Here is a 20,824-nt window from a genome sequence, read left to right as displayed (position 1 = left end):
CGGGCAGGTCTCGGCCGGCTTTCCCATCGTCGAGCCACGATAACGGCTCGCGGAAAGCCGGCTCTTGGCCTATACGGCGCCGAGACCGCCTGAGACCGTGAGTTTGATGCCCCCGCCCCGCCCCGCCTCACCGCGACGCCTGCTCTACGTGGCCAACGAGGATTACGCCTTCCTGATGCATCGCCTGCCAATGGCGCGGGCGGCGCGCGAGGCCGGCTACGAGGTGCATGTCGCGACCAACGTCAACGCGGGCGCCGCCGCGATCGCCGCCGAGCACTTCGTCCTGCACCCGATCCCGTTCCGGCGCGGCGGGCTGTCACCGTCGTCAGCCCTGCCCACGATCCGCGCAATCCGCGCCGTCGAGGCTGCGATCAAGCCCGACGTGGTGCATCATTCCGGGCTGCAATCCAGCGTGCTCGGCTCGCTGGCCGCGCTCGGACGCCCAACACCGATCGTCAACGCCCTGACCGGCCTCGGCTATGTCTTCACCTCGGCGAGCTGGCGCTCGCGCCTGCTCAAGCAGGGCCTGCTGTGGCTGTTGCCAAGGCTCATGAACCGGGCGCCGAGCTGCGTGCTGGTGCAGAACCCGGACGATCGCGACGCCCTGCAGGCGATGGGCGTCGGGGCCGACAAGATCACGCTGATCCCCGGCTCCGGCGTCGACACCGAACGCTTCCAGCCGCTGCCCGAACCGGACGGACCGATCACCTTCGGCTTCGCCGGACGGCTGCTCACCGACAAGGGCATCCGGGCACTGGTCGCAGCACATCGCATGCTACGCCAGCAGGAAAACGACTATCACCTCCTGATCGCCGGCTCCCCCGACCCGGCCAACCCGGCCTCGGTGTCAGCCGAGGACGTCGACGCCTGGCGCAATGAGCCCGGCATCACCCTGCTCGGCCAGATCAAGGACATCACCGAGCTCTGGCGGCGCTGCCACATCGCCGTGCTGCCGTCGCATCGCGAAGGGCTTCCGGTGAGCCTGCTGGAAGCCGCCGCCTGCGGCCGGCCGCTGATCTCGACCGATGCGCCCGGTTGCCGCGAGATCGCAATCCACGGCCAGACCGGACTGTCGGTGGGAATCGAGAATCCGACCGCACTCGCGCAGGCGATGGCGCAGCTTGCGGTATCGCCCGAGCTGCGCACCCGCTTTGGCCAGGCAGCGCGGCAACTGGTCGAGGATAGGTTGTCGGCCAAGATCATCGGCCGCTCGGTGGTGGCGCTCTATGATCGCCTCACGTCGGCGTCGGACTTGCGCCGATGATCGCCAATCCAGCAGCGATCCTCGTTGTCGTCGCCCTGCTCGCAGCCGTGATGTGCGCGGTCTTGATCGTGCTGCTACGCCCGCTGCTGCAGCGCTACGCGCTAGCGCGGCCGAACGCCCGCTCCTCGCACAAGATCCCGACGCCGCAGGGCGCCGGCATCGCAGTGATCGGAGCAACGCTCGTGGTCGGCGGCGCTTTCGCATCGGTGATGGGCTTCGCGCCGTTGGTCATGCTGTTCGTCGCCGTGCCCCTGGTCGCCTTGGTCGGCCTGGTCGATGACATCAGCCCGATCCCCGTGCTGCCGCGGCTCACCCTCCAGGGGTTGGCCGTCGGCCTGATCACCTTTACTGCACCGGATGATCTCAGAATCCTGCCGATCCCCTTGGTGATCGAGCGTACGCTGTTGCTGATCGCGGGCCTCTGGTTCGTCAACCTGGTCAACTTCATGGACGGGCTCGACCTGATGACGGTGGCCGAGGTGGTGCCGATCACGGCGGCACTTGCGCTGTTCGGCATGTCCAGCCTGCTGCCATGGCCAACAGCGGCGGTCGCGGCCGCGCTGTGCGGCGCCCTGCTCGGCTTCGCGCCGTTCAATCGTCCCACCGCCAAGGTCTTTCTTGGCGATGTCGGCAGCCTACCGATCGGGCTTCTGCTCGGGTGGTGCCTGCTGCAGCTGGCTTGGCAGGGGTTCGTCATCGCGGCGTTGCTGCTGCCGCTCTATTACCTGCTCGACGCCACCTGGACGCTGCTTCGGCGCATGGCGCGCCGAGAGCCGTTCTGGGCCGCCCACCGCACGCATTTCTATCAGCGCGCCACCGACAACGGCTTCACGGTCGGGCGCGTCGTCGCCGAGGTGTTCGCGCTCAACCTGGTGCTCGCCGCATTGGCGGGACTGTCGATCGGGCTTGCCTCTGTCGCTGGCGACATCGCGACGCTTGCCGCAGGCTTGGTCGCAGCGGGCCTGCTGCTGCGCCGCTTCGCGCGGCCGCGCTCCGCCCCGTCACGCCGCGCTTGAGCCGAACTCCGGCACGGCATCCTTGAGCACGGCCTTGATGGTGACCGGGTCGTTGCGCGCGATGGCCTGGTCCAGCGCCGCGATCCATGCCTTGAGCGTCTGCATCGGCGGCTCGTTCGGCTTGGCCGCCATGATCCCGGCGACGCCGATCTCGACCGCCGGCTCCTCGCTCGCAAACAAAATCTCGTTCAGGCGCTCACCCGGCCGGATCCCCGTGAAGACGATTTCGACATCATAGCCGGGCTGCAGCCCGGACAGGCGGATCATGCGCTCGGCCAACTCCACGATCCTGACCGGCTGCCCCATGTTGAGCACATAGACCGAGACGCCGGGACGGTCCGGAGCCAGCGCATGCGATGCCGCGGTGATCACGAGATCGCAGGCCTCCCGGATCGTCATGAAGTAGCGCACCATGTCGGGATGGGTCACCGTGACGGGGCCGCCCGCTTCGATCTGGGCCTTGAATTTCGGCACCACCGAGCCGTTCGATGCCAGCACGTTGCCGAACCGCACCGAGATCAGCCGCATCGGCGGCCGTCCGGACGGCCGCTCGGCCAACTGGCGGTCGAGCGCCTGGCAATACATTTCGGCAAAGCGCTTGGTCAGCCCCAGCATCGAGACCGGCTCGATCGCCTTGTCGGTCGAGATCATCACCATCGCCTCGGCGCCCGACGCCACGGCGGCGTCGGCCACGTTGATCGAGCCGAAGATGTTGGTCTTGACGCCCTCGCTCCAGTCGCGCTCGAGGATCGGCACATGCTTCAGGGCGGCCGCATGAAACACGAGATCCGGCTTGAACTCGCCGATCAGCGCGAACACACGGTCGCGGTCGCGGATGTCGGCGATGCGGCCCTCGACCGCCGCATTCGCCTCGGGGGCGGCCGCAAGCACCTCGGTGATCGCATACAGCGCCGGCTCGGAGTTTTCGAGGATCAGCAGCCGGGCTGCCCCGAAGGCCACGACGCGCTGGCAGATCTCGGCGCCGATCGATCCCCCGCCGCCGGTCACCACCACCGCCTTGCCCTTCACCAGGGCCTCCAGCCGTCCATAGTCGATCTTCTCGCTCGGCCGCAGCAGGAGGTCCTCGACCGCGACGGGCGCCAGCCGCGGCGCGTCGCCGCTCTCGAGCGACGGCAGGCGGCTGACGATCAGGCGCAGGCGCCGTGCTCGCATCAGGAAGGTTTCCGGATGGCAGTCCGCCTCGAACGCCGAGGGCATCATCAGAGCGCGCGCAATCGGCTTGCCGCGCCGGGCGAAGTCGGCCGCGACGTCCTCGACGTCGTCGATCCCTCCCAGCACGGGAACGCCACGGATCAACTGACCACGGTCCGCCGTCGAAGGCGACAGGATTCCGATCGGCCAGATCCGCTTGACCGCGCCGCTCTCGATGCCGCGCAGCACGACCTCCGCGTCGGCGGCCCGGCCGATCAGGAGAGCCGGCGCGGAGTCGACCGCCTTCGCGTGATGGCGCACCCGCGTGTAGCGGAAATACCGATAGGCGAAGCGCAACGCGCTGAGCGCAAGGATCTCCAGGAACCAATAGAGGATGATCGTGAGCTTGCCGAAGAAGAAGGTGCCGCGGACGTTCGGCGCGACGATGATGTAGTCGAGGACGAGAAGCGCAAGCGTCAGCACCGTTGCGACGCGCACGATGTTGAGCGCATCGGGCAGCGAGATGAACCGCCACTTCGTGGTCAGGAGATTGGAAAAATAGAAGACGACGAAGCTGAAGGCGATGAAATAGGGCAAGAGCTGCAGCAGCAGCGGCACCCGCTCCCAGAAACTGCTGGCACCTTCGAAGCGGATGTAGAACGCAGCAAACAACGCTGCAACGCTGACGAGCAGGTCGTGCGCGGCGATCAGCAGGTTGCGGGAGGTCAATTGAGCGAGGCGCGTCATGTCGTCACCGGCCTCTGCGCCGAATCCGGCTGCGACCTCGATCCCAGCAGCATGCCGCCGGCCACACCGACGCCGATCACATACATCCAGCCTTCATGGAAATCGAAGATGTGCGAGTTGAATAGCGAGGTGAAGATGTTCTGCGCGACGACGAGCAGGCCGATCCACGGAACGAGCCCGTCGCCGCGGAACAGCAACAGATGCACGGCCCACATGGCATAGAGAATGACGACTCCCAGAGCTCCCCACTGCACGGCAACGTAGAGCGTCTGGTTGTGGGGATTGCCGACGACCTGACCGGAGGAGAGGTCGGAAGGCCCGCTCGCAGCCAGCTCGAACAGGTGGCGCGTCGAGCCCGAGCCGTGCCCGATGAGCGGTGCGTCGGCGAAGAACCGCAGCGACTTGCGCCAGAACTCCAGCCGCTCACCGATCGACGTGACGCCGCGGTCGTTCCTGTAATCCTGATATTGGGTCGTGAACGTCGCCACCTTGGCCTGCAATTGCGGTGAGACGGACCATGCGGCCAGGCCCAGCATGAGAACTCCGGCGGCGATCAAGAGGTTCGCCCGCCATTTCAGGTGGATCAGGCCGAACACCGCGAGCAGGATCGGGATCGTCACCAGCGCCGTGCGCGAGACGACGATGAAGATCATGTTGGCCAGGAACGCGATCATGATCGCGGTCAGCAGGCCGGCTGGCACGAAACGGCGTGCGCGCAGCAGCTGAGCGATCGGATAGGCGAGCGCCACGGCGCAGAGTGAGAATTCCTGCCCCTGGTCGATATAGTTCTTCACGAAGATGCCGCGATCGGCATTGGCCTTGAGCGCCAGCGCAGGATTGAACGCGACCGCCGTGGACATCACGACCATCAGGACGCAGGAGCCGAGAAACGCGGCGAAGACCCACAGCCCGCGCTCGGACCGTTCGAAATGATAGAACAGCGCCGGCAACACCAGCAGCTTGGCCGCCGGCCCGACCGCATAGAGCCGCGCGCCCCAGGCCGCATCCGACCACAACGTCCCGACCAGCGCGACCAGGAACAGCGCAATCGGCGCGATGGATATCGGCCGTTTCAAGATCTGCAGCAGACGCTCGACATCGAGAAACGGCGTCATCGTGATCAGCATGACCACGCCCAGGATCGAAACCAGCGACGTCGACCACGGCAGCGACGCCGCCAGCAGAATCGCCATGACGTCGACGGTCGTCCGCCACGCCGCCGGATCGCGCCAACGGCGCGCCAGCAGCACCGGGCCTTGATGACCAGCCAGCGCGCTCATTGCCCGTCGCTCCGGGCGCGGTCCACCAGCGCCGTCGTGCTGTGGCCCTGGAGAATGTCGATCAGGATCACCTCGCCGCCGCCGGCCTCGACGACCTCGTGTCCCACCACCTGCTCGCGCGTGTAGTCGCCGCCCTTGACCAGTACGCTCGGCCTGATCAACTCGATCAGGCGGAGCGGCGTGTCCTCTGCGAAGATGGCGACGAGGTCCACGGCCTCCAACGCAGCCAGGACCTCGGCGCGCGCGCGCTCGTCCTGCACGGGGCGGCTCTCGCCTTTGAGCCGCTTGACGGACGTGTCACTGTTCAGACCGACCACCAGGCGGTCGCAGGCGGCCCGCGCGGCCGTCAGCACCTTGACGTGGCCCGGATGCAGGATGTCGAAGCAGCCATTGGTGAAGCCGACCCGCAAGCCGTCGCGCCGCCACGCCGCGACACGGGCCAGGAGTTCGTCGTCGTTTGCAATGATCTTCTCTTCAGCCGCCAAATAGGCATGCGGCAGGATCTTCTGCCGCAGTTCGGCCGACGTGACGCTGGCCGTGCCCTGCTTGCCGACGGCCACGGCCGCTGCCGCGCTCGCCATTCGCAGCGAGTCTTCCCACGCTGCGCCGGCCGCGAGCGTCGCGGCGAGGACCGCAACGACGGTGTCGCCGGCGCCGGACACGTCGCTTACCTTCACGGGATAGGCCGGTACATGGATCGGATCGCCCTGGCGCGGCACCAAGGTCATGCCGCGTTCGCTCTGCGTCACCAGGATCGCCTCGCAGTCGGCGAGATAGATCGCATCCTGCGCAGCGGACGCGATCTCCTGCTCGGTCTCGGCGCGGCTGCGGGTGGCCTCCGAGAACTCCTTGCGATTCGGCGTGAGCAGCGTCGCGCCACGATAGATCGCGAAATTCGCGCTCTTGGGATCGACGATGACGCGCTTGCCCGCCTTGCGCGCGGCATCGATCACGTTGCGGATCACGCGCGTGGTCAGCACGCCCTTGGCATAATCCGACAGCAGCACGATGTCGGCGCGATCGAGCAGCGGCAGGATCTTTTCGATCAGCTTCTGCTCGATGTCGGCAGCGGCCGGCGCGGCGCGCTCCCAGTCGGCGCGCAACATGTGGGTCGAGAAATGCTCGGAGACGAAGCGGACCTTGCGCGTCGTCGGCCGCGACGGGTCGCGCACCAGCACGCTCTCGATGCCCGCCTCCCTCGCGAGCTCGACCTCCAACTGGTCGCCGGCGGCATCATGTCCCACCAGGCCGACGAAGATACAGCGCGCGCCGAGTGCCGCGATGTTACGCGCGACATTGCCGGCGCCGCCGATATTGGTCTCGCTGCGCTGAACCGCGATCACCGGCGCCGGGGCCTCCGGGGAAATCCGCGACACCTCGCCGTAGACGAATTCGTCCAGCATGAGGTCGCCGACGCACAGCACCGTCTGGCGGGCGATCGCTTGCGAGAGATCGTCAAAGTCGAACATCAGCAGCAGTCTCGGCGCGATTCGGGTGGAGCGTGAGCTTGGACGGACATCCGGCACGCATGGTCACGATCATGCTCTAGCGGAAGCGATCGGCGGAATCGAGATAGCCTCGGACATAGTGGGCCACCGCATCCTCGAGCGGCGTGAAGCCACCGTTGTAGCCGGCGGCCAGCAGCCGGTCGACCTTGCTCTGGGTGAAATACTGGTAGCTGCCGCGAATCGCTTCGGGCATGTCGACGTACTCGATCCGGGGCGCTGCTCCGAGCGTGGCATAGGCCGAGAGCATCATGTCCTTGAAGCTGCGGGCCGCGCCCGTGCCGACGTTGAAGAGCCCGGAGACGGAAGGCGAGCCCAGCAGCCACATCATCACGCGCACGACGTCATCGACATAGATGAAATCGCGACGCTGGTCGCCATCCGCGATCCCGTCCCGATGCGATTTGAACAGCTGGAGGGTGTGCCCCGCCTTGATGTCGCCGAAGCGGCGAGTCAGCACGCTCATCATCGATCCCTTGTGGTATTCGTTGGGACCGAACACGTTGAAGAACTTCAATCCGGCATATTGCGGCGGCAGCCTCTCGCCGCGCTCGGCGCGCGCGGCGATCGCCATGTCGAACAGATGCTTGCTCCAGCCGTAGAGATTCATCGGCCGGAGCGTCTTGAGCGCCGCGAGCGACGGATCGTCCTGGAACCCCTGCGCGCCGTCGCCATAGGTCGCGGCCGAAGAGGCGTAGATGAAGGGCGTGGCATTCGCCGTGCACCAGTCGAGCAGGCGCAGCGAGCTGCGAAAGTTGGCCTCCATCACGAGATCGCCGTCGGTGGCCGTGGTCGCGGAGATCGCGCCCATGTGCAGGACGGCGTCGAGCCGGCGGCCCTTCAGCCATCCGCTCAGCTCGGACGGGGGCACCACGTCGGCAAGCTGCCGCTTGGCGAGATTGCGCCATTTGCCTTCACTGCCCAGGCTATCGCAGACGATGACATCGGTACGGCCGGCGTCGTTCAGCGCCGCGACCAGATTCGATCCGATAAACCCGGCACCGCCGGTCACCAGCAACATTCTGTTACCCGCCCTGATCCGAAAAACCCGGCCTTCGCGTAGCGCATGCGGGGGCAAAGTGTAAGCGCTTTGGTGATGGTCCGCCCGGCCACTTTACCTTCAGCGGCCGAGCGGCTACCCAGCGCCCCGGAGCTGGACGATTAAAGAATGAATTCAAATTCAGCAATGATCGAGGTGGATGCTGCAGAGACCAGCCCGATCCTGATCATCCCCTATATGTGGATCGGCGATTTCGTTCGCGGCCACACCGTGGTGCGGGTGCTCAAGGAACGCTGGCCGAACCGACCGGTCGATCTGCTGGTGACCTCGCTGTGCGCGCCGCTGGTCGATTACATGCCCGGCGTCCGCTCCGGCATCGTTTGGGACCTGCCGCGCAGCCGGCTGGCGCTGGCCCGGCAATGGCAACTCGCCAGCCTTTTGCGCGAGCGGCACTACCGGACCGCGCTGGTCATGCCGCGGACCTGGAAGTCGGCGCTGGCGCCCGCCCTCGCCGCCATTCCGGAACGGGTGGGCTTCGTCGGCGAGTTCCGCTTCGGGCTGCTCAATCGCTGGCGCTGGGGCGAGAAGGCGCTGCCCCGCTTCATCGACAAGAATGCCGCGCTGGCCCTGTCGGACCGCGCGCCGCTGCCGCCGGAATGGCCCGTCCCGCAGCTGCGGGTGCCGCCGGAGGAGGTCGCGCGCTGGCGTGAGGCCAACGGCCTGGGCAGCCGTCCGGCCGTGGCGCTGGCGCCGGGGTCGGTCGGCGCCGCCAAGCGCTGGCCCTATTACGGCGAGGCGGCACGGCTGCTGCTCGCGGCCGGACTCGACGTCTGGGTGGTCGGCGGCCCCGGCGAGAAGGCGCTCGCCGCCGAGATCATCGCCACCGGCGGCCCCGCGGTGCGCGACCTCACCGGGACCGACCTCCGCAACGGCATCCTGGCGATGGCCGCCGCCGGCGTCGCGATCTCCAATGATTCGGGCCTGATGCACATCGCCGCCGCGCTGGGCACGCCGACCATGGGCATCTTCGGCCCCACCAGCCCCTACCATTGGGCACCGTTGAACGGGCTCGCTGCGACCGTGCAGACCAGGACGCCGGTCGCCTGCCAGCCCTGCCATCGCCCGGTCTGCCGGATGAACGACCACCGCTGCATGCGCGACATCCCGGCAACGGACGTTGCCGCCATCGCGCAGCGGGTGCTGGCCGACGCGGCGGCACGCGCGACGCATGAGCTTGCGAGTGCAGCCGATCGCGGCGAAGATCATCGCGGCAGTTGAGGCATGACGAGGCCCGAGTTGACGAACGAACAGAGTCTCGACGGCGCCGCGCTCAAGCCGGCCGCCTTCCTCGACCGCGACGGCGTCATCAACCACGACGACGACTACATCGGCAGCCGCGACCGCATCCGCTGGATGCCGAACGTGGCGAAGGCGATCCGGCGGCTGAACGAGGCCGGTTACCACGTCTTCCTGTTCACCAACCAATCCGGCGTCGCGCGCGGCCTGTTCAGCGAGGACGATGTCCGGACCCTGCATGACTGGATGCTGTCCGAGCTCGCGGCGCAAGGTGCCGTCATCGACGACATCCGCTATTGCCCGTTTCACACCGAAGGCTCGGTCGAGCGCTATCTGCGTGAGCATCCCTGGCGCAAGCCGGCGCCGGGCATGATCCTCGATTTGATGCAGCATTGGCCCGTCAGGCGCGAGGGCAGCTTCGTGATCGGCGACCGCGCCTCCGACATCGCGGCTGCCGAAGCGGCCGGCCTGCCCGGCTTCCTGTTTGCGGGCGGCGACCTCGACGCGTTCGTGACGGACGTCATGGCTCAGACCAGCCGGCGATAGACGGCTGCGATCTTGTCCGCCTCGGCATCGAGGCTGAACTGGGCGACGACGCGCGCCCGCCCCCGTTCCCCCATCGCGAGCGCCGCGGCTGGATCGCGCATCAGCGGCTCGAGCGCCGCGACCAGCGCATCGACATCGCCCGGCGGCACCAGCACGCCGCTCACGCCATCCTCGACCACGATCTCGGCCGCCCCGGCGCGCGCGGCGACCAGCGCTGCACCTGCGGCCATCGCCTCGATCAGCGTGAGGCCGAAACCTTCGTTGCGCGAGGTGAACGCGTAGATCGTCAGGCGCTGGTACCAGCGCTGCACCTCGGCAATGTCGAGCTCACCGGTGATGACGATGCGCTGCTCCAGGCCCGCGGCCGCGATCTGCTTTTTCAGCTCGCTCGCGAACGGCATCTGCTCCGGCGTCACGGCGCCGACCAGCACGGCTGAAAAATCCGGAAAACGCGGCAGCAGCCGGCACATCGCGGCGACGAACACGTCGCTGCCCTTCTGCGCGCGCACGCGACCGAAGCAGCCGATCGCGTATCTGCCCGGCAGTCCGCTCTCGGCGAAAGCCGCGGCGCGGTCCGGCGGCGGCGCATAGATCTCGGTGTCGACACCATGTGTCGCCACCGTCGAGTCGCGCTTGAGATAGGACGCCGAGATGTCGCTGGTCGCGATGATCGCATCCATGCGGCGGATCAGCCAGCGCGTGATCCAGCTGTGATGGCGCTGCGCGGCAGACGTGAACACCAGCTTCAAAGGCCAGCCGAGCGCACGCAGCAGCACGCCTGCGATCATCTCGTTGTTGCGCCGCGCGTGCCAGATCAGCGGCCGGCGCCGGCCCCATAGCTTCACCAAATCGGGGGCGCCGATCTGCGCAATTCCCTCCGGCGCGTAGGTGCCGAGCCAGGCGGCGCGCACGCGGGCAGCGAGCTTCGGCGCCACCATCCGGTTGGTCGCCGTCACGCCCGAATAGCGCCGGTGCAGGTTCGGCACGATCACGTCGAGATCGGCGGCGGAAAACGGCTTGGCGGGCACAAACTCACTCCAATTGCAGCGGTTCCCTATACGCAACATTAGGCATTGCCGCCAGTTCGCGCCCGGTGAAACAGGTCCTTCACCCCAGCCGCGTTAGCGTCGGCCAAAATAAACAGGGATCGTGTCAAACAATGACCGTACTGGTGACTGGCGGCGCCGGCTATATCGGCAGCCATATGGTGCTCGCGCTGGCCGAGGCCGGCGAAAGCGTGGTGGTGATCGACAATCTCTCGACCGGGTTTTCCGGCTTCCTGCCGGACAGCGTGCCGCTGTTCATCGGCGATGCCGGCGACGAAAATCTCGTGGATGGCGTCATCAGCCAGCACGGCGTCGACAGCATCATCCATTTCGCGGGATCCGTGGTCGTGCCGGATTCGTTGCGCGACCCGCTGCTGTATTACCGCAACAACACGGTGACGACACGCAACCTGCTGAACGCGGCGGTCAAGCGCGGCGTCAGCCGCTTCATCTTCTCCTCGACCGCCGCCGTCTACGGCAATCCGGACGACGTTCCGGTACCTGAAACCGCACCGACGCGGCCGACCTCGCCCTACGGCACCTCGAAGCTGATGGCCGAGATCATGCTGCACGATGTCGCGGCCGCGCACGACCTGAACTACGTCGTGCTGCGCTACTTCAACGTCGCCGGCGCCGATCCGCAAGGCCGCATCGGGCTTGCCACCGTCGGCGCAACGCATCTGATGAAGATCGCGATGGAGGTGGCGACGGGTCAGCGGGCCAAGATCGACGTCTACGGCACCGACTATCCGACGCCCGACGGCACCTGCATCCGCGATTTCATCCATGTCAGCGATCTCGCGCAGGCGCATCGCGCCGCCCTGGCTTACTTGCGCACCGGCGGCAGCTCGGTCACGTTGAATTGTGGTTATGGCCGCGGCTACTCCGTGCTGGAAACGATCGAAGCGGTCAGGCGCGTCTCCGGCCGCGCGATCCCGGTTCAATACGCAGCACGGCGCCCGGCCGACATCGTGGCCATGGTCGCCGATACCAGCCGTATCAGGGCGCTGCTCGACTGGGCTCCGGCCTATGACAATCTGGAAACGATCGCCGCGCATGCGCTCGCCTGGGAAGAGAAACTGTTCCTGGAACGCCACAGCGGCGCGCTGCAGCAGGCCTCCGCCTAGAATCAACGAGTTAGCCCGTCCTCGGGGGGCTTGAAAAAGCCGCCCCGAGCGGGCAAGCACTCCTGTCCGCCCGGCGATTTGTCCCGGCGGCCAGGGACCAGAATGGCCAGCTTTCCGAAGAAGATCACCGACGACCCCTATGGTGCCGCGATTCTGGTCCGGCGCCTCGTCATGGAACAGGGCATCCTGTACTGGCGGCGCTATCTGACGGCCTTTGCGCTGATGGCCGTCTCGGCCGGCGCGAGCGCCGGCGCCGCCTACATCCTCGGACAGGTGATCAACAAGGCCTATGTCGAGAAGAGCGTGCCCGGCATCGCCGTGCTCTCCGGCGTCACCGTGCTGCTGCTGTTCGTCAAGGGCGTGAGCACTTACGGCTACGCGGTGATCCTGTCGAAGATCTCGAACGCGATCCTCGCCAGCAACCAGCGCGCCCTGTTCGCCAAGCTGATGAGCGAGAGCATCGGCTTCTTCTCCGAGCGCCATTCGTCGGAATTCCTGGCCCGCCTGACCGCCGGCGCCAAGTCGATCACCGACGTCCTGAACATGCTGATCAACGCGATCGGCCGCGATCTCCTGCTGCTGATCAGCATGATCGTGGTGATGGTGGCACAGGACCCGCTGATGTCGTTTCTGGGCCTGGTGGCCGTCCCGCCGGCGATGCTGGTGCTGCGCAAGCTGGTCAAGCGCATCAAGGGCCTCGCCTACAACCAGTTCACCGGCACCGCCGACATCCTCGAGACCATGCAGGAATCGCTGCAGGGCATCCGCACCGTCAAGGCCTTCACCCTGGAAGAAGCGATGCGGGCGCGCATCGACGAGAACATCGCGATCGTCGAGCGCAACGCCAACAAGATGGCGCGCGTCTCGAACCGCTCGAACCCGCTGATGGAGATGCTCGGCGGCTTCGCCGTCGCCGGCTGCCTGATGTATGGCGGCTATGCCGTGGTCGCGCTCAACGCCACGCCCGGCCAGTTCTTCTCCTTCATGACCGCCTTCCTGATGGCGACCGAGCCGGCCAAGCGGCTGGCGCGGCTGAACATCGACCTCAACAGCCAGCTGGTCGGCGCGCGCATGCTGCTCGAGGTGGTGGACACCCCGGCCAGCGAGCAGCCGGACGACGACAAGCCGGCGCTGAAGCTGACGCAGGCCAAGATCGAGCTGCGCGACGTCTCCTTCGCCTATCGCAACAACGAGCCCGTGCTCAACCGCATGAGCTTCACGGCCGAGCCCGGCAAGGTCACCGCGCTGGTCGGCCCGTCCGGCGGCGGCAAGTCGACGGTGCTGGCGCTGCTCTTGCGGTTCTATGAGGCGAGCGAAGGCGACATCCTGATCGACGGCCAGTCGATCGCGCAGGTGTCGCGCCGCTCGTTGCGCGAGCAGGCCGCCTATGTCGGCCAGGACGTCTACCTGTTCCGCGACACGGTCCGCGCCAACATCGCCTTCGGCAAGCCCGGCGCGACCGAGGCCGAGATCGTCGACGCGGCCAAAGCCGCTTGCGCCCACGACTTCATCATGAGCTTCCCGCTCGGCTACGACACGCCCGTGGGCGAGCACGGCACGCAGCTGTCGGGCGGCCAGCGCCAGCGCATCGCCGTAGCCCGCGCGCTGATCCGCAATGCCCCGATCATCCTGCTGGACGAGGCCACCGCCGCGCTCGATTCCGAATCCGAGCGGCAGGTCCAGGAGGCCATCGAGCACCTCTGCCAGAACCGCACCACCATCGTGATCGCGCACCGCCTGCACACGATCATGAACGCCGACGCCATCCTGGTGGTCGAGGCCGGCGACATCGTCGAGCGCGGCCGGCATGACGATCTGTTGCGCCGTGGCGGCCGCTATGCTTCGTTCTTCCGCCTGCAACAGCGCGACATGGGGCCTGTCGTCATCCCGATGAGCGCGACGTCCTGAACCGAACCTCATAGCCGCACCGAGATCATTTCATGAGCGCCACGTCCTTCGTCATCCCGGCCCTGCCGCAGCCTTCGCTTCCCGTCGTCGGCGAGGCCGGCGTGTTCCCGGTCCGCCGCATCTGGTGCGTCGGCCGCAACTATCTCGAGCACATCCGCGAGATGGGCAATGACGAGCGCGATCCGCCGTTCTTCTTCGCCAAGCATGCCGACATGCTGGAGCCGGACGGCGCCGTCATCCCCTATCCGCCGCTCACCAAGGACATGCATCACGAGGTCGAGCTGGTGGTCGCGCTCAAGAGCGGCGGCCTGAATATCCCGTCCGACAAGGCGCTCGACCACGTCTACGGCTACGCCGTCGGCATCGACCTCACCCGCCGCGACCTGCAGCTCGCCTCCCGCAAGATGCAGCGCCCGTGGGAAGTCGGCAAGTCGTTCGACCATTCCGCACCCTGCTCCGCCATCCAGCCCGCGGCCAAGATCGGCCATCCGGCGAAGGGCAAGATCTGGCTGTCGGTCAACGGCACCGAGAAGCAGACGGGCGACCTCTCCGAGCTGATCTGGAACGTGCCCGAGATTATCTGGAAGCTGTCGCAGCAGGTCGAGCTCGGCGCCGGCGACATCATCATGACCGGCACCCCCGCGGGTGTCGCCGCGGTCGTGGCCGGCGACAAGATCGAATGCGGCGTCGACGGCGTCGGCACGCTGAAGGTGTCGATCGGCCCGGCGGTGGCGTAAAGTGGCTCGCTGCCTGAAGGCAGCGGCCTGACCGCCAAAGACATCGCTTTCAAGAGGCCGCGCCATGCGCGGCCTTTTTCGTTGATCGACTTCGTTGATCGTCCTGCCCGAAGGCGACCCGGTCGTCCGCGCCGCGGATAGTCCACTCCCCTCCCCCTTGCGGGGAGGGGAGCTCACCGCCGTCGTGGCAGCAGCTGCGCTCAACGATAAAACAGGCACGCGCGCATCCGCGCGCTGCCGCATGAGCATGAGCTCACCACATCGTCTGATCCACAATCTCAAACAGCATGTCGATAGACCAAGCATGAGCATCCGCGCTCTCGCGACGCATTCCGCGCCCGAGCTGTGCCCGAAAATCCCGCCCTCGAAAGTGGAGGGCGCGAGGAAGGCCGGGCGCTGGCCGCGCCCGTGGCCCGCCTGCAGCAAAAAATGCAGGCGGCAGGTACCACAGGTCTGGCCAAAAACACCCGGCCCTCCCCGCGCGATGGTTTTAACAGGCTATAGCGTGCTCTTCCTGGTGCGCCGGGCTTTCTGGCCACCATGTCGCGCAATGCGCTCGCGCGCATCGCGCTGGATACTAGCATCGGAGTATCGGAACCACACGCCTTCACCGTCCGCAGGCCAACGTTCGTCCGTGCCAACAGCACTGCGCCCGCCCGCGTCCACCGCCTCCCGCTGCCAACGTCCGTGACGACCGCGAACCGTCCCCTACCGTGCAACGGGATGAGCGGGACAATAATGCTGATTTTTCGAATTTGCCAAGCTGTTTTGTTTTTCAGAATTTCTTGACAGGATTTCAGTTGACGGAGGTGGTTTGCCCGCCGAGCCAGAGCACCGCGCTGCCCCTGACGTGTTTCGGACTAGCGCTTCGATACGGCCTTGTCGGTATTCTCTTAAGGTCAAAGCAATCAATTCAGGCTATTGGCTCGCCTACGACCGTTGGCATTTAAGGACAGCGCCTGGTGTATTTCCTCACTGTCTGTTTGGTCGTCATCATCTTGAGTACCGAAGTATCGTTTCGTCGATCCAGCGATCTATCGCGGAATTCTCGGTGGGCTGCCCCGGCCAAAAGGATCGCAGCGCGGCGGCGTGCGCTTTGGCCCGCACTTTGCGCAGCAATCTTTGGACTGGGGCTGATCGGGTTTGAGCACGTTCAAGACAAGCAGGATTTTACTCCCTCCGCGACGACGCATCTCATGATGCTTACCGTGTCTTTCTTTGGCGGCAGGTTTCTTGGCGTCATCGGCAGAATGGATTTTGATTGAAGCGCCATGATCAACGCAAAGCGAAAAGGTGCATCGGATACGGCTGCGGACGAGCTTCCATGACTTCGGCATCGTGATTTTGATGCCCGGTTTGGCCGATCGCGGACATCCTCCCTTAACCGAAGTTCAGCGCTGGCTGTACTAACCGTCGACTAAAGATACAACGCAAACAAGCAAGGGTTTGCCAAGACCAGCAAGTGGGACCAGGGATATGGCTGAGTTTGGACAAAGGCAATATGGCACGGCCCGCATTACCCCCGGCACCCAAACTCCCGGCCTGACGAAGTGCGTGGTCGGCTTAGCCATTGTGATTGCGGTAATCGCAGGACTCTTCCTCGGCCACAGATCTTTCTATCACTCCGCCAAACGTGATCCGTTGCTCGAGAAGCACGAGTCCGTTCTGGAGATGGTCAACAGGCACGCGTCTGATGAAGAGCTATTCCGAGAGTATCCATCTCTCGATACCAGGCCAATTCCGATCGCTTTTGGTAACAAAACTTACAAGATCCCACGCAACTATCTGGTCGATTTAGACAGGCCAGATGTTGATCCGACCAAAAATACGACCTTCGAGATTCACGTCCTGCTTCCCGATCTGGTGCCGAGGTCAGCGAACAACGCCGACAAATTCCTGAAGCCTCCTCATTTCGGCGGACATGGAGATCAGATGAACGCGACAATCCGCGGCTGGCAGAAGGAACTGGATTTGTCCGCAAGGCAGGTTGAATGGACTCGCTGGTGTGCCGACAATGGAGCGGGTGTCTTCAGCCCGGTCGAATCCGGATACAGACTATGTGAGACTGCCACTCACGAGCTTTATCTCAAGGATACAACCGAAGGCCCTTTGCTTTTTGCCTGTGACAAGATCGCGAGCAAGACACTTGGCTGCACGATCGCGGAACCGACCGGGGCTCAATGGGGCGTCCTGACTTTAGACTTCAGCCGCAAATATCTTTATCAGGCAGACGAGATCAGAAGGCGGTTTCGGTCGCTGCTGGATTCCTTTGCCGACAAATAAGTTCTGTCAGCAAGCGTAGGACAGGTTGGCCGTCGGCGTACCCCGTCGTCCATCCGTGAAACAAGTCGGCGGATTACGCTGCGCTAATCCGCCCTACTCTATCCTCCCCCCTCACCGAAACGCCGACACCACGATCGCGCCAACGATCATCACCGTCAGCGTGTACTTCGCCGCGTAGTACACCGTCCGATTCCACGCCTTCACCTTGCGCGTCGCCAGGTGAAACTCGTACAGCTTGCCGAACACCTTGTTGAGCACACCCACGTGCTCGCCGTCGACGTTCTGCGTCGCCGAGGCCTTGACGATGTGGTGGCTGACCCAGCGGTTGATCGCCGCGATGAAGCCGAGCTTCATCGGACGCTCGACGTCGCAGAACAGGATGATGCGGTTGATTTCGGTTAAGTTCTCGGCGCTGTGGATAAAGGTCTCGTCGAACATGAAGGCTTCGCCGTCGCGCCAGACGCAAGGCACGCCGTCGACGACGATGCGGCACTTGTCGGAGTTCGGCGTGACCAGCCCCAAATGATAGCGCAGCGAGCCGGCGAAGGGGTCGCGGTGGGCGCCGAGCTTGCCGCCGGGCGGCAGCATCGCGAACATCGCGCCGTGCACGTTCGGAATCGCGTTCAGAAGCTCCACCGTCTTCGGGCACAGCGTGCGCGCCGACGGCAGGAAGTCGTCGTACCATTTCAGATAGAAGCGCTTCCAGCCGCTCTTGAAGAACGAGTAGAAGCCCCAATCATTGTTGGCCGCGGCGGCGCGAATGAAACCCTCGTCGAACAGGCGCACCGCCTCCTCGCGGATATCCTGCCAATTCTCCGTCAGCGTCTTCAGCTCCGGAAACTGCTCGACCGGGATCACCGGCATGTTGGGCACCGCCGAGCCCGCATACATCAGCACGTTGTACGGGGCGAGGTAGGTCGAGTGGTCGCCGAGCTGGCGGGCGAGGCGCAAGCGCTGCTTGCCGCGGAAGTGAACGTAGATCGTTGCGCCGATCAGGATGTAGAGGGCAACGAGCTGGGGTGCAAAAAGCTGTCTCAGCATCTCCGGGTCCCATGATCCGGCCGCTCAGAGCTTCACGCACAGAACCGCCTCACCACGCAATACGGGTCAAAGGACGATCATCTGATGCAGCCACAGGATGCAAACATAGCCGGAAGCCCGGCAGGCTGCATCCCCCCGCAGCACAGTTGTGAACGGATTCCGGTGCTGAACATCGTCAGGCGTGACCGGGCTGCAACAGCCTGGCCCAGGCGGCCCGCCGGCTACCGAGGGTCGGCTCGCAAGGGTCGGCTGCCAAGATGCCCGGCAGCCAAAGGTCGCCAGCTCATCAGCCGCGGCTCATCTCCTGCAGGCCCTTGAAGGTCAGCCGCTTGGGATCGCGGACGCCGGTCTGATAGATGCGCCGGATGAAGCCGGCAACAGCATCGCGATCGCAACCCGTGAGGGCGACGATGGCGTCCACCGCGGTCTTCTGGGCTTCCATGGCAATGGTCCTCCTGGCATGCGCACCCGGCATCGCAAGCTTTCACGATGTCGCTTAACACCGCGTTAACCGTGCGGAGGGTTGCCAGTTCCCATGCCCCGATTCGAAGCCGCGCCCAATACGCGAAACCGCGCATGTGAGCGTCGCGACACGCGAGCGCCGCAATCACACCATGAAGAAGTCCTCGCCCGTCTCGGTGCGGCCCTCGTCCGCATGCGCCGTGGACCGATGTCGCGCCGGGTGGACCGGCGGCCTGATGACGCGCCGCTCGAGATCGTGCGCGCTCGCCAGCTGATCGACGAATTTCACGGCGAAGCCGTCGTCGAAATGCCTGACGACGCGACCGACACAGCTGCCCACCGCCAGCGGCGTGCCGATCTCCGGCTGGATCTCCGCCGACACCGCGACGCCCGACATCGACACGTCGATCACGAAGCAGGACATGATCCTGCCGTCCGCCATTGTCAGCGCGGAATGCGCCGTGTTCGGCACGTAGCGCGTATCCGCGCGCCCGTCGCGGACCGTCGGATCCTTGTGCTTCTTCTCCAGCCAGACGAGCTTCTCGGCAAGCTTGGCGCGCTCGGCACGCGTCATTTCCAGCTCGAGCAGAAAGCCGCCGTGGACGGTGTCGCTGATCTCGCCCTCGAACTTGCCGAACTCGCGGAAATACGAGGTCAGTCGATCACCGACCTTGCCGACGACGGGCACGTCGAGCAGCGCACGAAACGGCGACACGCGCGTCGTGCGACAGGCGAAGGAGCGCAGCCGTCCCTCCGGGTCATACCAGTTCGGCAGGATGTAGGATCCCACCGTCTGGATCCTGACGGCGCGCTGCTTCAGGAATCGGGCAACTGACATTGCACGCCTCCCCTCCAAACAATCAGGTCCTCCAGGCCGGTCATCGCCCGCCCCCAAAAGCGGTACGGCACACTAATTGCAATCTTAGCGTGTATTTCGAATCGAAACTGTCGAAAAGAGATATGCCGGTCGTCATGCGCGGACCCTGCGCGCAAAAAACTAAGGAACTCTGAATTCCCGGGACAGAATTCCCGCTCAACGGAATCGTACGTCCAACCCGTTTCCGCTTCCTGAAAATGCGGAGCCGTCCGAATACGGGGGCGCGACACGCAGCGCCTTCCGCCCGGCATGGTCGAGCGCCGGCCGCGGGCAAGCTTTCGTGCGGAGCGCGCAGACCCAGGCACGCGCCGTCGGCCTTGCGGGGCTGCGGTGAACCAACGACTGATCGGAATCGTTCGCAAACGGCATCGCCACGGAGTCCGATTCCCGGTCGAGGCGCCTTGCTCGAAATGACGCGCGGCGCGCCTCTCACCTGAGGCGCCGCCGCAACTCACGATGTGAATCCATTATGCAAGCGACTACCTGCGCGCGTAGCCGCGCTGCGAGCAAACAGCTAACACATTCGCGTCGTTTCGCTATTTGCTCGCTAACAAGCTGTTCACCACTTGCACAATCGGTCTGCCCGGCAGCCGCTGCAGCCCGCTCCGTTCAAGTTCGCTTATACCATTGCCGCTTAGTCATGAGCGACGGGAAGCCTGTTAGTCGGCTTGTTCGCCTCCCCGGCGCATGAGTAAGTAGAGTAGTCACGCGTATGATGACCGCACGCATCGTGGTATTAACCATCGCTCTCGGCGCGGGTGGCGTTGCGGCCTATCTGGTCAGCAACTCCGAGGGCCAGCCGCCGGCGCCGGTCGCACCGGTCGCGCAGTTGCCGACCGTCGACGTGCTGGTCGCCAAGGGCGATATCGGACTGGGACAGCCGATCAAGCCGGGCGACCTCGTGTGGCAGACCTGGCCGGAAGCTGCGAGCAACATCTTCATCCGCCGCGGTGATCGGCCCGAGGCTGCAAATCAGCTCGTCGGCAGCATCGCGCGCGCGCCGTTCGTCATCGGCGAACCCATTCGCGAGCAGAAGCTGGTCAAGGCCGACGGCTCGGGCTTCATGGCGGCGATCCTGCCGGCGGGCATGCGCGCGATCTCCACCGAGATCTCGCCAGAGACCGGCGCCGGCGGCTTCATCCTGCCGAACGACCGCGTCGATGTCATCCTGTCGAAGCGCGACAAGAATCCCGACAAGCCGGGTGGCCCCGACTCCGTCAGCTCCGAGATCATTCTCACCAATGTCCGCGTGCTCGCGATCGACCAGGCGCCGAAGGAAAAAGAAGGCCAGAACACGGTCGTCGGCAAGACGGTGACGCTCGAGCTCAAGCCCGACCAGGCCGAGACCCTGGCGCGCGCGCGGCAGGCCGGCTCGCTGGCGCTGGCGCTGCGCAGCATCGCCGACGTGAACGCAACCGACACAAGCACTGCCGAAGCAAAAGAAGCGAAAGACGCCAAAGAAGCGCGGCGCGGCAACGGCATCGAGATCATTCGCTACGGGGTCACGAGCTCGCTCACGGCGCAGAAGTGACCGAAA

General features: G+C 65.3%; 18 protein-coding genes. 10 read left to right on the top strand and 8 right to left on the bottom strand.

What is annotated here, in order from left to right; all coding sequences use genetic code 11:
- The first annotated feature begins 106 nt into the window (after positions 1-106).
- Both LQG66_RS35280 and LQG66_RS35275 read left to right on the top strand, forming a co-directional pair.
- Entirely contained in the window at positions 107-1,264 is a 1,158-nt protein-coding gene (locus tag LQG66_RS35280; protein WP_231320644.1) for a glycosyltransferase family 4 protein, read from the top strand.
- Entirely contained in the window at positions 1,261-2,280 is a 1,020-nt protein-coding gene (locus LQG66_RS35275; protein WP_231320642.1) for an MraY family glycosyltransferase, read from the top strand. The genes LQG66_RS35280 and LQG66_RS35275 overlap by 4 nt, the downstream gene beginning before the upstream one ends.
- Here the strand turns inward: LQG66_RS35275 and LQG66_RS35270 are convergent.
- The 4 genes from LQG66_RS35270 to rfaD form a co-directional block, all read right to left on the bottom strand.
- A complete protein-coding gene (locus LQG66_RS35270; RefSeq protein ID WP_231320634.1) occupies positions 2,266-4,179 on the bottom strand; it encodes a polysaccharide biosynthesis protein in 1,914 nt (637 codons plus the stop codon). The two genes, LQG66_RS35275 and LQG66_RS35270, sit on opposite strands and share 15 nt — an antisense overlap.
- The gene (locus tag LQG66_RS35265) at positions 4,176-5,459 is read right to left on the bottom strand and encodes an O-antigen ligase family protein (protein ID WP_231320632.1); all 1,284 of its coding nucleotides are present in this window, start codon (positions 5,457-5,459) and stop codon (positions 4,176-4,178) included. The genes LQG66_RS35270 and LQG66_RS35265 overlap by 4 nt, the downstream gene beginning before the upstream one ends.
- Positions 5,456-6,928, bottom strand: a complete 1,473-nt coding sequence (gene rfaE1, locus LQG66_RS35260) for a D-glycero-beta-D-manno-heptose-7-phosphate kinase (RefSeq protein WP_231320630.1) — start codon at positions 6,926-6,928, stop codon at positions 5,456-5,458. Before rfaE1 ends, LQG66_RS35265 begins: the two co-directional genes overlap by 4 nt.
- A 76-nt stretch (positions 6,929-7,004) precedes the next feature.
- The gene (rfaD, locus tag LQG66_RS35255) at positions 7,005-7,985 is read right to left on the bottom strand and encodes an ADP-glyceromanno-heptose 6-epimerase (protein ID WP_231320628.1); all 981 of its coding nucleotides are present in this window, start codon (positions 7,983-7,985) and stop codon (positions 7,005-7,007) included.
- Positions 7,986-8,132: 147 nt separating this feature from the next.
- On the opposite strand from rfaD, the gene waaF reads away from it, so the two are divergent.
- Positions 8,133-9,242, top strand: coding sequence for a lipopolysaccharide heptosyltransferase II (waaF, locus tag LQG66_RS35250; protein ID WP_231320619.1), 1,110 nt, complete (start codon positions 8,133-8,135; stop codon positions 9,240-9,242).
- Positions 9,243-9,260: 18 nt separating this feature from the next.
- The gene (locus tag LQG66_RS35245; RefSeq protein ID WP_231320617.1) at positions 9,261-9,806 is read left to right on the top strand and encodes a D-glycero-alpha-D-manno-heptose-1,7-bisphosphate 7-phosphatase; all 546 of its coding nucleotides are present in this window, start codon (positions 9,261-9,263) and stop codon (positions 9,804-9,806) included.
- On the opposite strand, the gene LQG66_RS35240 is transcribed toward LQG66_RS35245, so the two are convergent.
- Complete coding sequence (locus LQG66_RS35240) at positions 9,788-10,834, bottom strand: glycosyltransferase family 4 protein (RefSeq protein ID WP_231320616.1); 1,047 nt, start codon at positions 10,832-10,834, stop codon at positions 9,788-9,790. The genes LQG66_RS35245 and LQG66_RS35240 overlap by 19 nt on opposite strands.
- 131 nt (positions 10,835-10,965) lie before the next feature.
- Between LQG66_RS35240 and galE the strand changes: the two genes are divergently transcribed.
- From galE to LQG66_RS35215, 5 genes are all read left to right on the top strand, one after another.
- Positions 10,966-11,979 (top strand): UDP-glucose 4-epimerase GalE, encoded by a 1,014-nt coding sequence (galE, locus tag LQG66_RS35235; RefSeq protein ID WP_231320614.1) that lies wholly within the window; start codon positions 10,966-10,968, stop codon positions 11,977-11,979.
- 102 nt (positions 11,980-12,081) lie between these two features.
- Positions 12,082-13,887: an ABC transporter ATP-binding protein gene (locus LQG66_RS35230; protein WP_231320612.1), complete on the top strand. Its 1,806-nt coding sequence runs from the start codon at positions 12,082-12,084 to the stop codon at positions 13,885-13,887.
- A gap of 32 nt (positions 13,888-13,919) precedes the next feature.
- The gene (locus LQG66_RS35225) at positions 13,920-14,624 is read left to right on the top strand and encodes a fumarylacetoacetate hydrolase family protein (protein WP_231320610.1); all 705 of its coding nucleotides are present in this window, start codon (positions 13,920-13,922) and stop codon (positions 14,622-14,624) included.
- 962 nt (positions 14,625-15,586) lie between these two features.
- Positions 15,587-15,889: a hypothetical protein gene (locus tag LQG66_RS35220; protein WP_231320608.1), complete on the top strand. Its 303-nt coding sequence runs from the start codon at positions 15,587-15,589 to the stop codon at positions 15,887-15,889.
- Positions 15,890-16,100: 211 nt separating this feature from the next.
- Positions 16,101-16,907, top strand: a complete 807-nt coding sequence (locus tag LQG66_RS35215) for a hypothetical protein (protein WP_231320600.1) — start codon at positions 16,101-16,103, stop codon at positions 16,905-16,907.
- Positions 16,908-17,018: 111 nt separating this feature from the next.
- Here the strand turns inward: LQG66_RS35215 and LQG66_RS35210 are convergent, their stop codons facing one another.
- From LQG66_RS35210 to LQG66_RS35200, 3 genes are all read right to left on the bottom strand, one after another.
- The gene (locus tag LQG66_RS35210) at positions 17,019-17,948 is read right to left on the bottom strand and encodes an aspartyl/asparaginyl beta-hydroxylase domain-containing protein (protein WP_231320598.1); all 930 of its coding nucleotides are present in this window, start codon (positions 17,946-17,948) and stop codon (positions 17,019-17,021) included.
- A 286-nt stretch (positions 17,949-18,234) separates the two neighbouring features.
- Positions 18,235-18,390 (bottom strand): hypothetical protein, encoded by a 156-nt coding sequence (locus LQG66_RS35205; protein WP_231320588.1) that lies wholly within the window; start codon positions 18,388-18,390, stop codon positions 18,235-18,237.
- Positions 18,391-18,555: 165 nt separating this feature from the next.
- Positions 18,556-19,248 (bottom strand): PilZ domain-containing protein, encoded by a 693-nt coding sequence (locus LQG66_RS35200; protein ID WP_231320580.1) that lies wholly within the window; start codon positions 19,246-19,248, stop codon positions 18,556-18,558.
- Positions 19,249-19,999: 751 nt separating this feature from the next.
- On the opposite strand from LQG66_RS35200, the gene cpaB reads away from it, so the two are divergent.
- Positions 20,000-20,818 (top strand): Flp pilus assembly protein CpaB, encoded by an 819-nt coding sequence (gene cpaB / locus LQG66_RS35195; RefSeq protein ID WP_231320578.1) that lies wholly within the window; start codon positions 20,000-20,002, stop codon positions 20,816-20,818.
- Positions 20,819-20,824 lie beyond the last annotated feature (6 nt).

The sequence above is a fragment of the Bradyrhizobium ontarionense genome (genome assembly GCF_021088345.1).
Taxonomy (GTDB): Bacteria; Pseudomonadota; Alphaproteobacteria; order Rhizobiales; family Xanthobacteraceae; genus Bradyrhizobium; species Bradyrhizobium ontarionense.
This window is presented reverse-complemented; position numbering and strand designations above follow the sequence as displayed.

What these genes read in the sequence shown, in the direction of transcription:
- LQG66_RS35280 (WP_231320644.1), top strand. Translation starts at nt 107, where the DNA reads ATGCCCCCGCCCCGCCCCGCCTCACCGCGACGCCTGCTCTACGTGGCC.
- LQG66_RS35275 (WP_231320642.1), top strand. Translation starts at nt 1,261, where the DNA reads ATGATCGCCAATCCAGCAGCGATCCTCGTTGTCGTCGCCCTGCTCGCA.
- LQG66_RS35270 (WP_231320634.1), bottom strand. Translation starts at nt 4,179, where the DNA reads ATGACGCGCCTCGCTCAATTGACCTCCCGCAACCTGCTGATCGCCGCG.
- LQG66_RS35265 (WP_231320632.1), bottom strand. Translation starts at nt 5,459, where the DNA reads ATGAGCGCGCTGGCTGGTCATCAAGGCCCGGTGCTGCTGGCGCGCCGT.
- rfaE1 (WP_231320630.1), bottom strand. Translation starts at nt 6,928, where the DNA reads ATGTTCGACTTTGACGATCTCTCGCAAGCGATCGCCCGCCAGACGGTG.
- rfaD (WP_231320628.1), bottom strand. Translation starts at nt 7,985, where the DNA reads ATGTTGCTGGTGACCGGCGGTGCCGGGTTTATCGGATCGAATCTGGTC.
- waaF (WP_231320619.1), top strand. Translation starts at nt 8,133, where the DNA reads ATGAATTCAAATTCAGCAATGATCGAGGTGGATGCTGCAGAGACCAGC.
- galE (WP_231320614.1), top strand. Translation starts at nt 10,966, where the DNA reads ATGACCGTACTGGTGACTGGCGGCGCCGGCTATATCGGCAGCCATATG.
- LQG66_RS35230 (WP_231320612.1), top strand. Translation starts at nt 12,082, where the DNA reads ATGGCCAGCTTTCCGAAGAAGATCACCGACGACCCCTATGGTGCCGCG.
- LQG66_RS35225 (WP_231320610.1), top strand. Translation starts at nt 13,920, where the DNA reads ATGAGCGCCACGTCCTTCGTCATCCCGGCCCTGCCGCAGCCTTCGCTT.
- LQG66_RS35215 (WP_231320600.1), top strand. Translation starts at nt 16,101, where the DNA reads ATGGCTGAGTTTGGACAAAGGCAATATGGCACGGCCCGCATTACCCCC.
- LQG66_RS35210 (WP_231320598.1), bottom strand. Translation starts at nt 17,948, where the DNA reads ATGCTGAGACAGCTTTTTGCACCCCAGCTCGTTGCCCTCTACATCCTG.
- LQG66_RS35205 (WP_231320588.1), bottom strand. Translation starts at nt 18,390, where the DNA reads ATGGAAGCCCAGAAGACCGCGGTGGACGCCATCGTCGCCCTCACGGGT.
- LQG66_RS35200 (WP_231320580.1), bottom strand. Translation starts at nt 19,248, where the DNA reads ATGTCAGTTGCCCGATTCCTGAAGCAGCGCGCCGTCAGGATCCAGACG.
- cpaB (WP_231320578.1), top strand. Translation starts at nt 20,000, where the DNA reads ATGATGACCGCACGCATCGTGGTATTAACCATCGCTCTCGGCGCGGGT.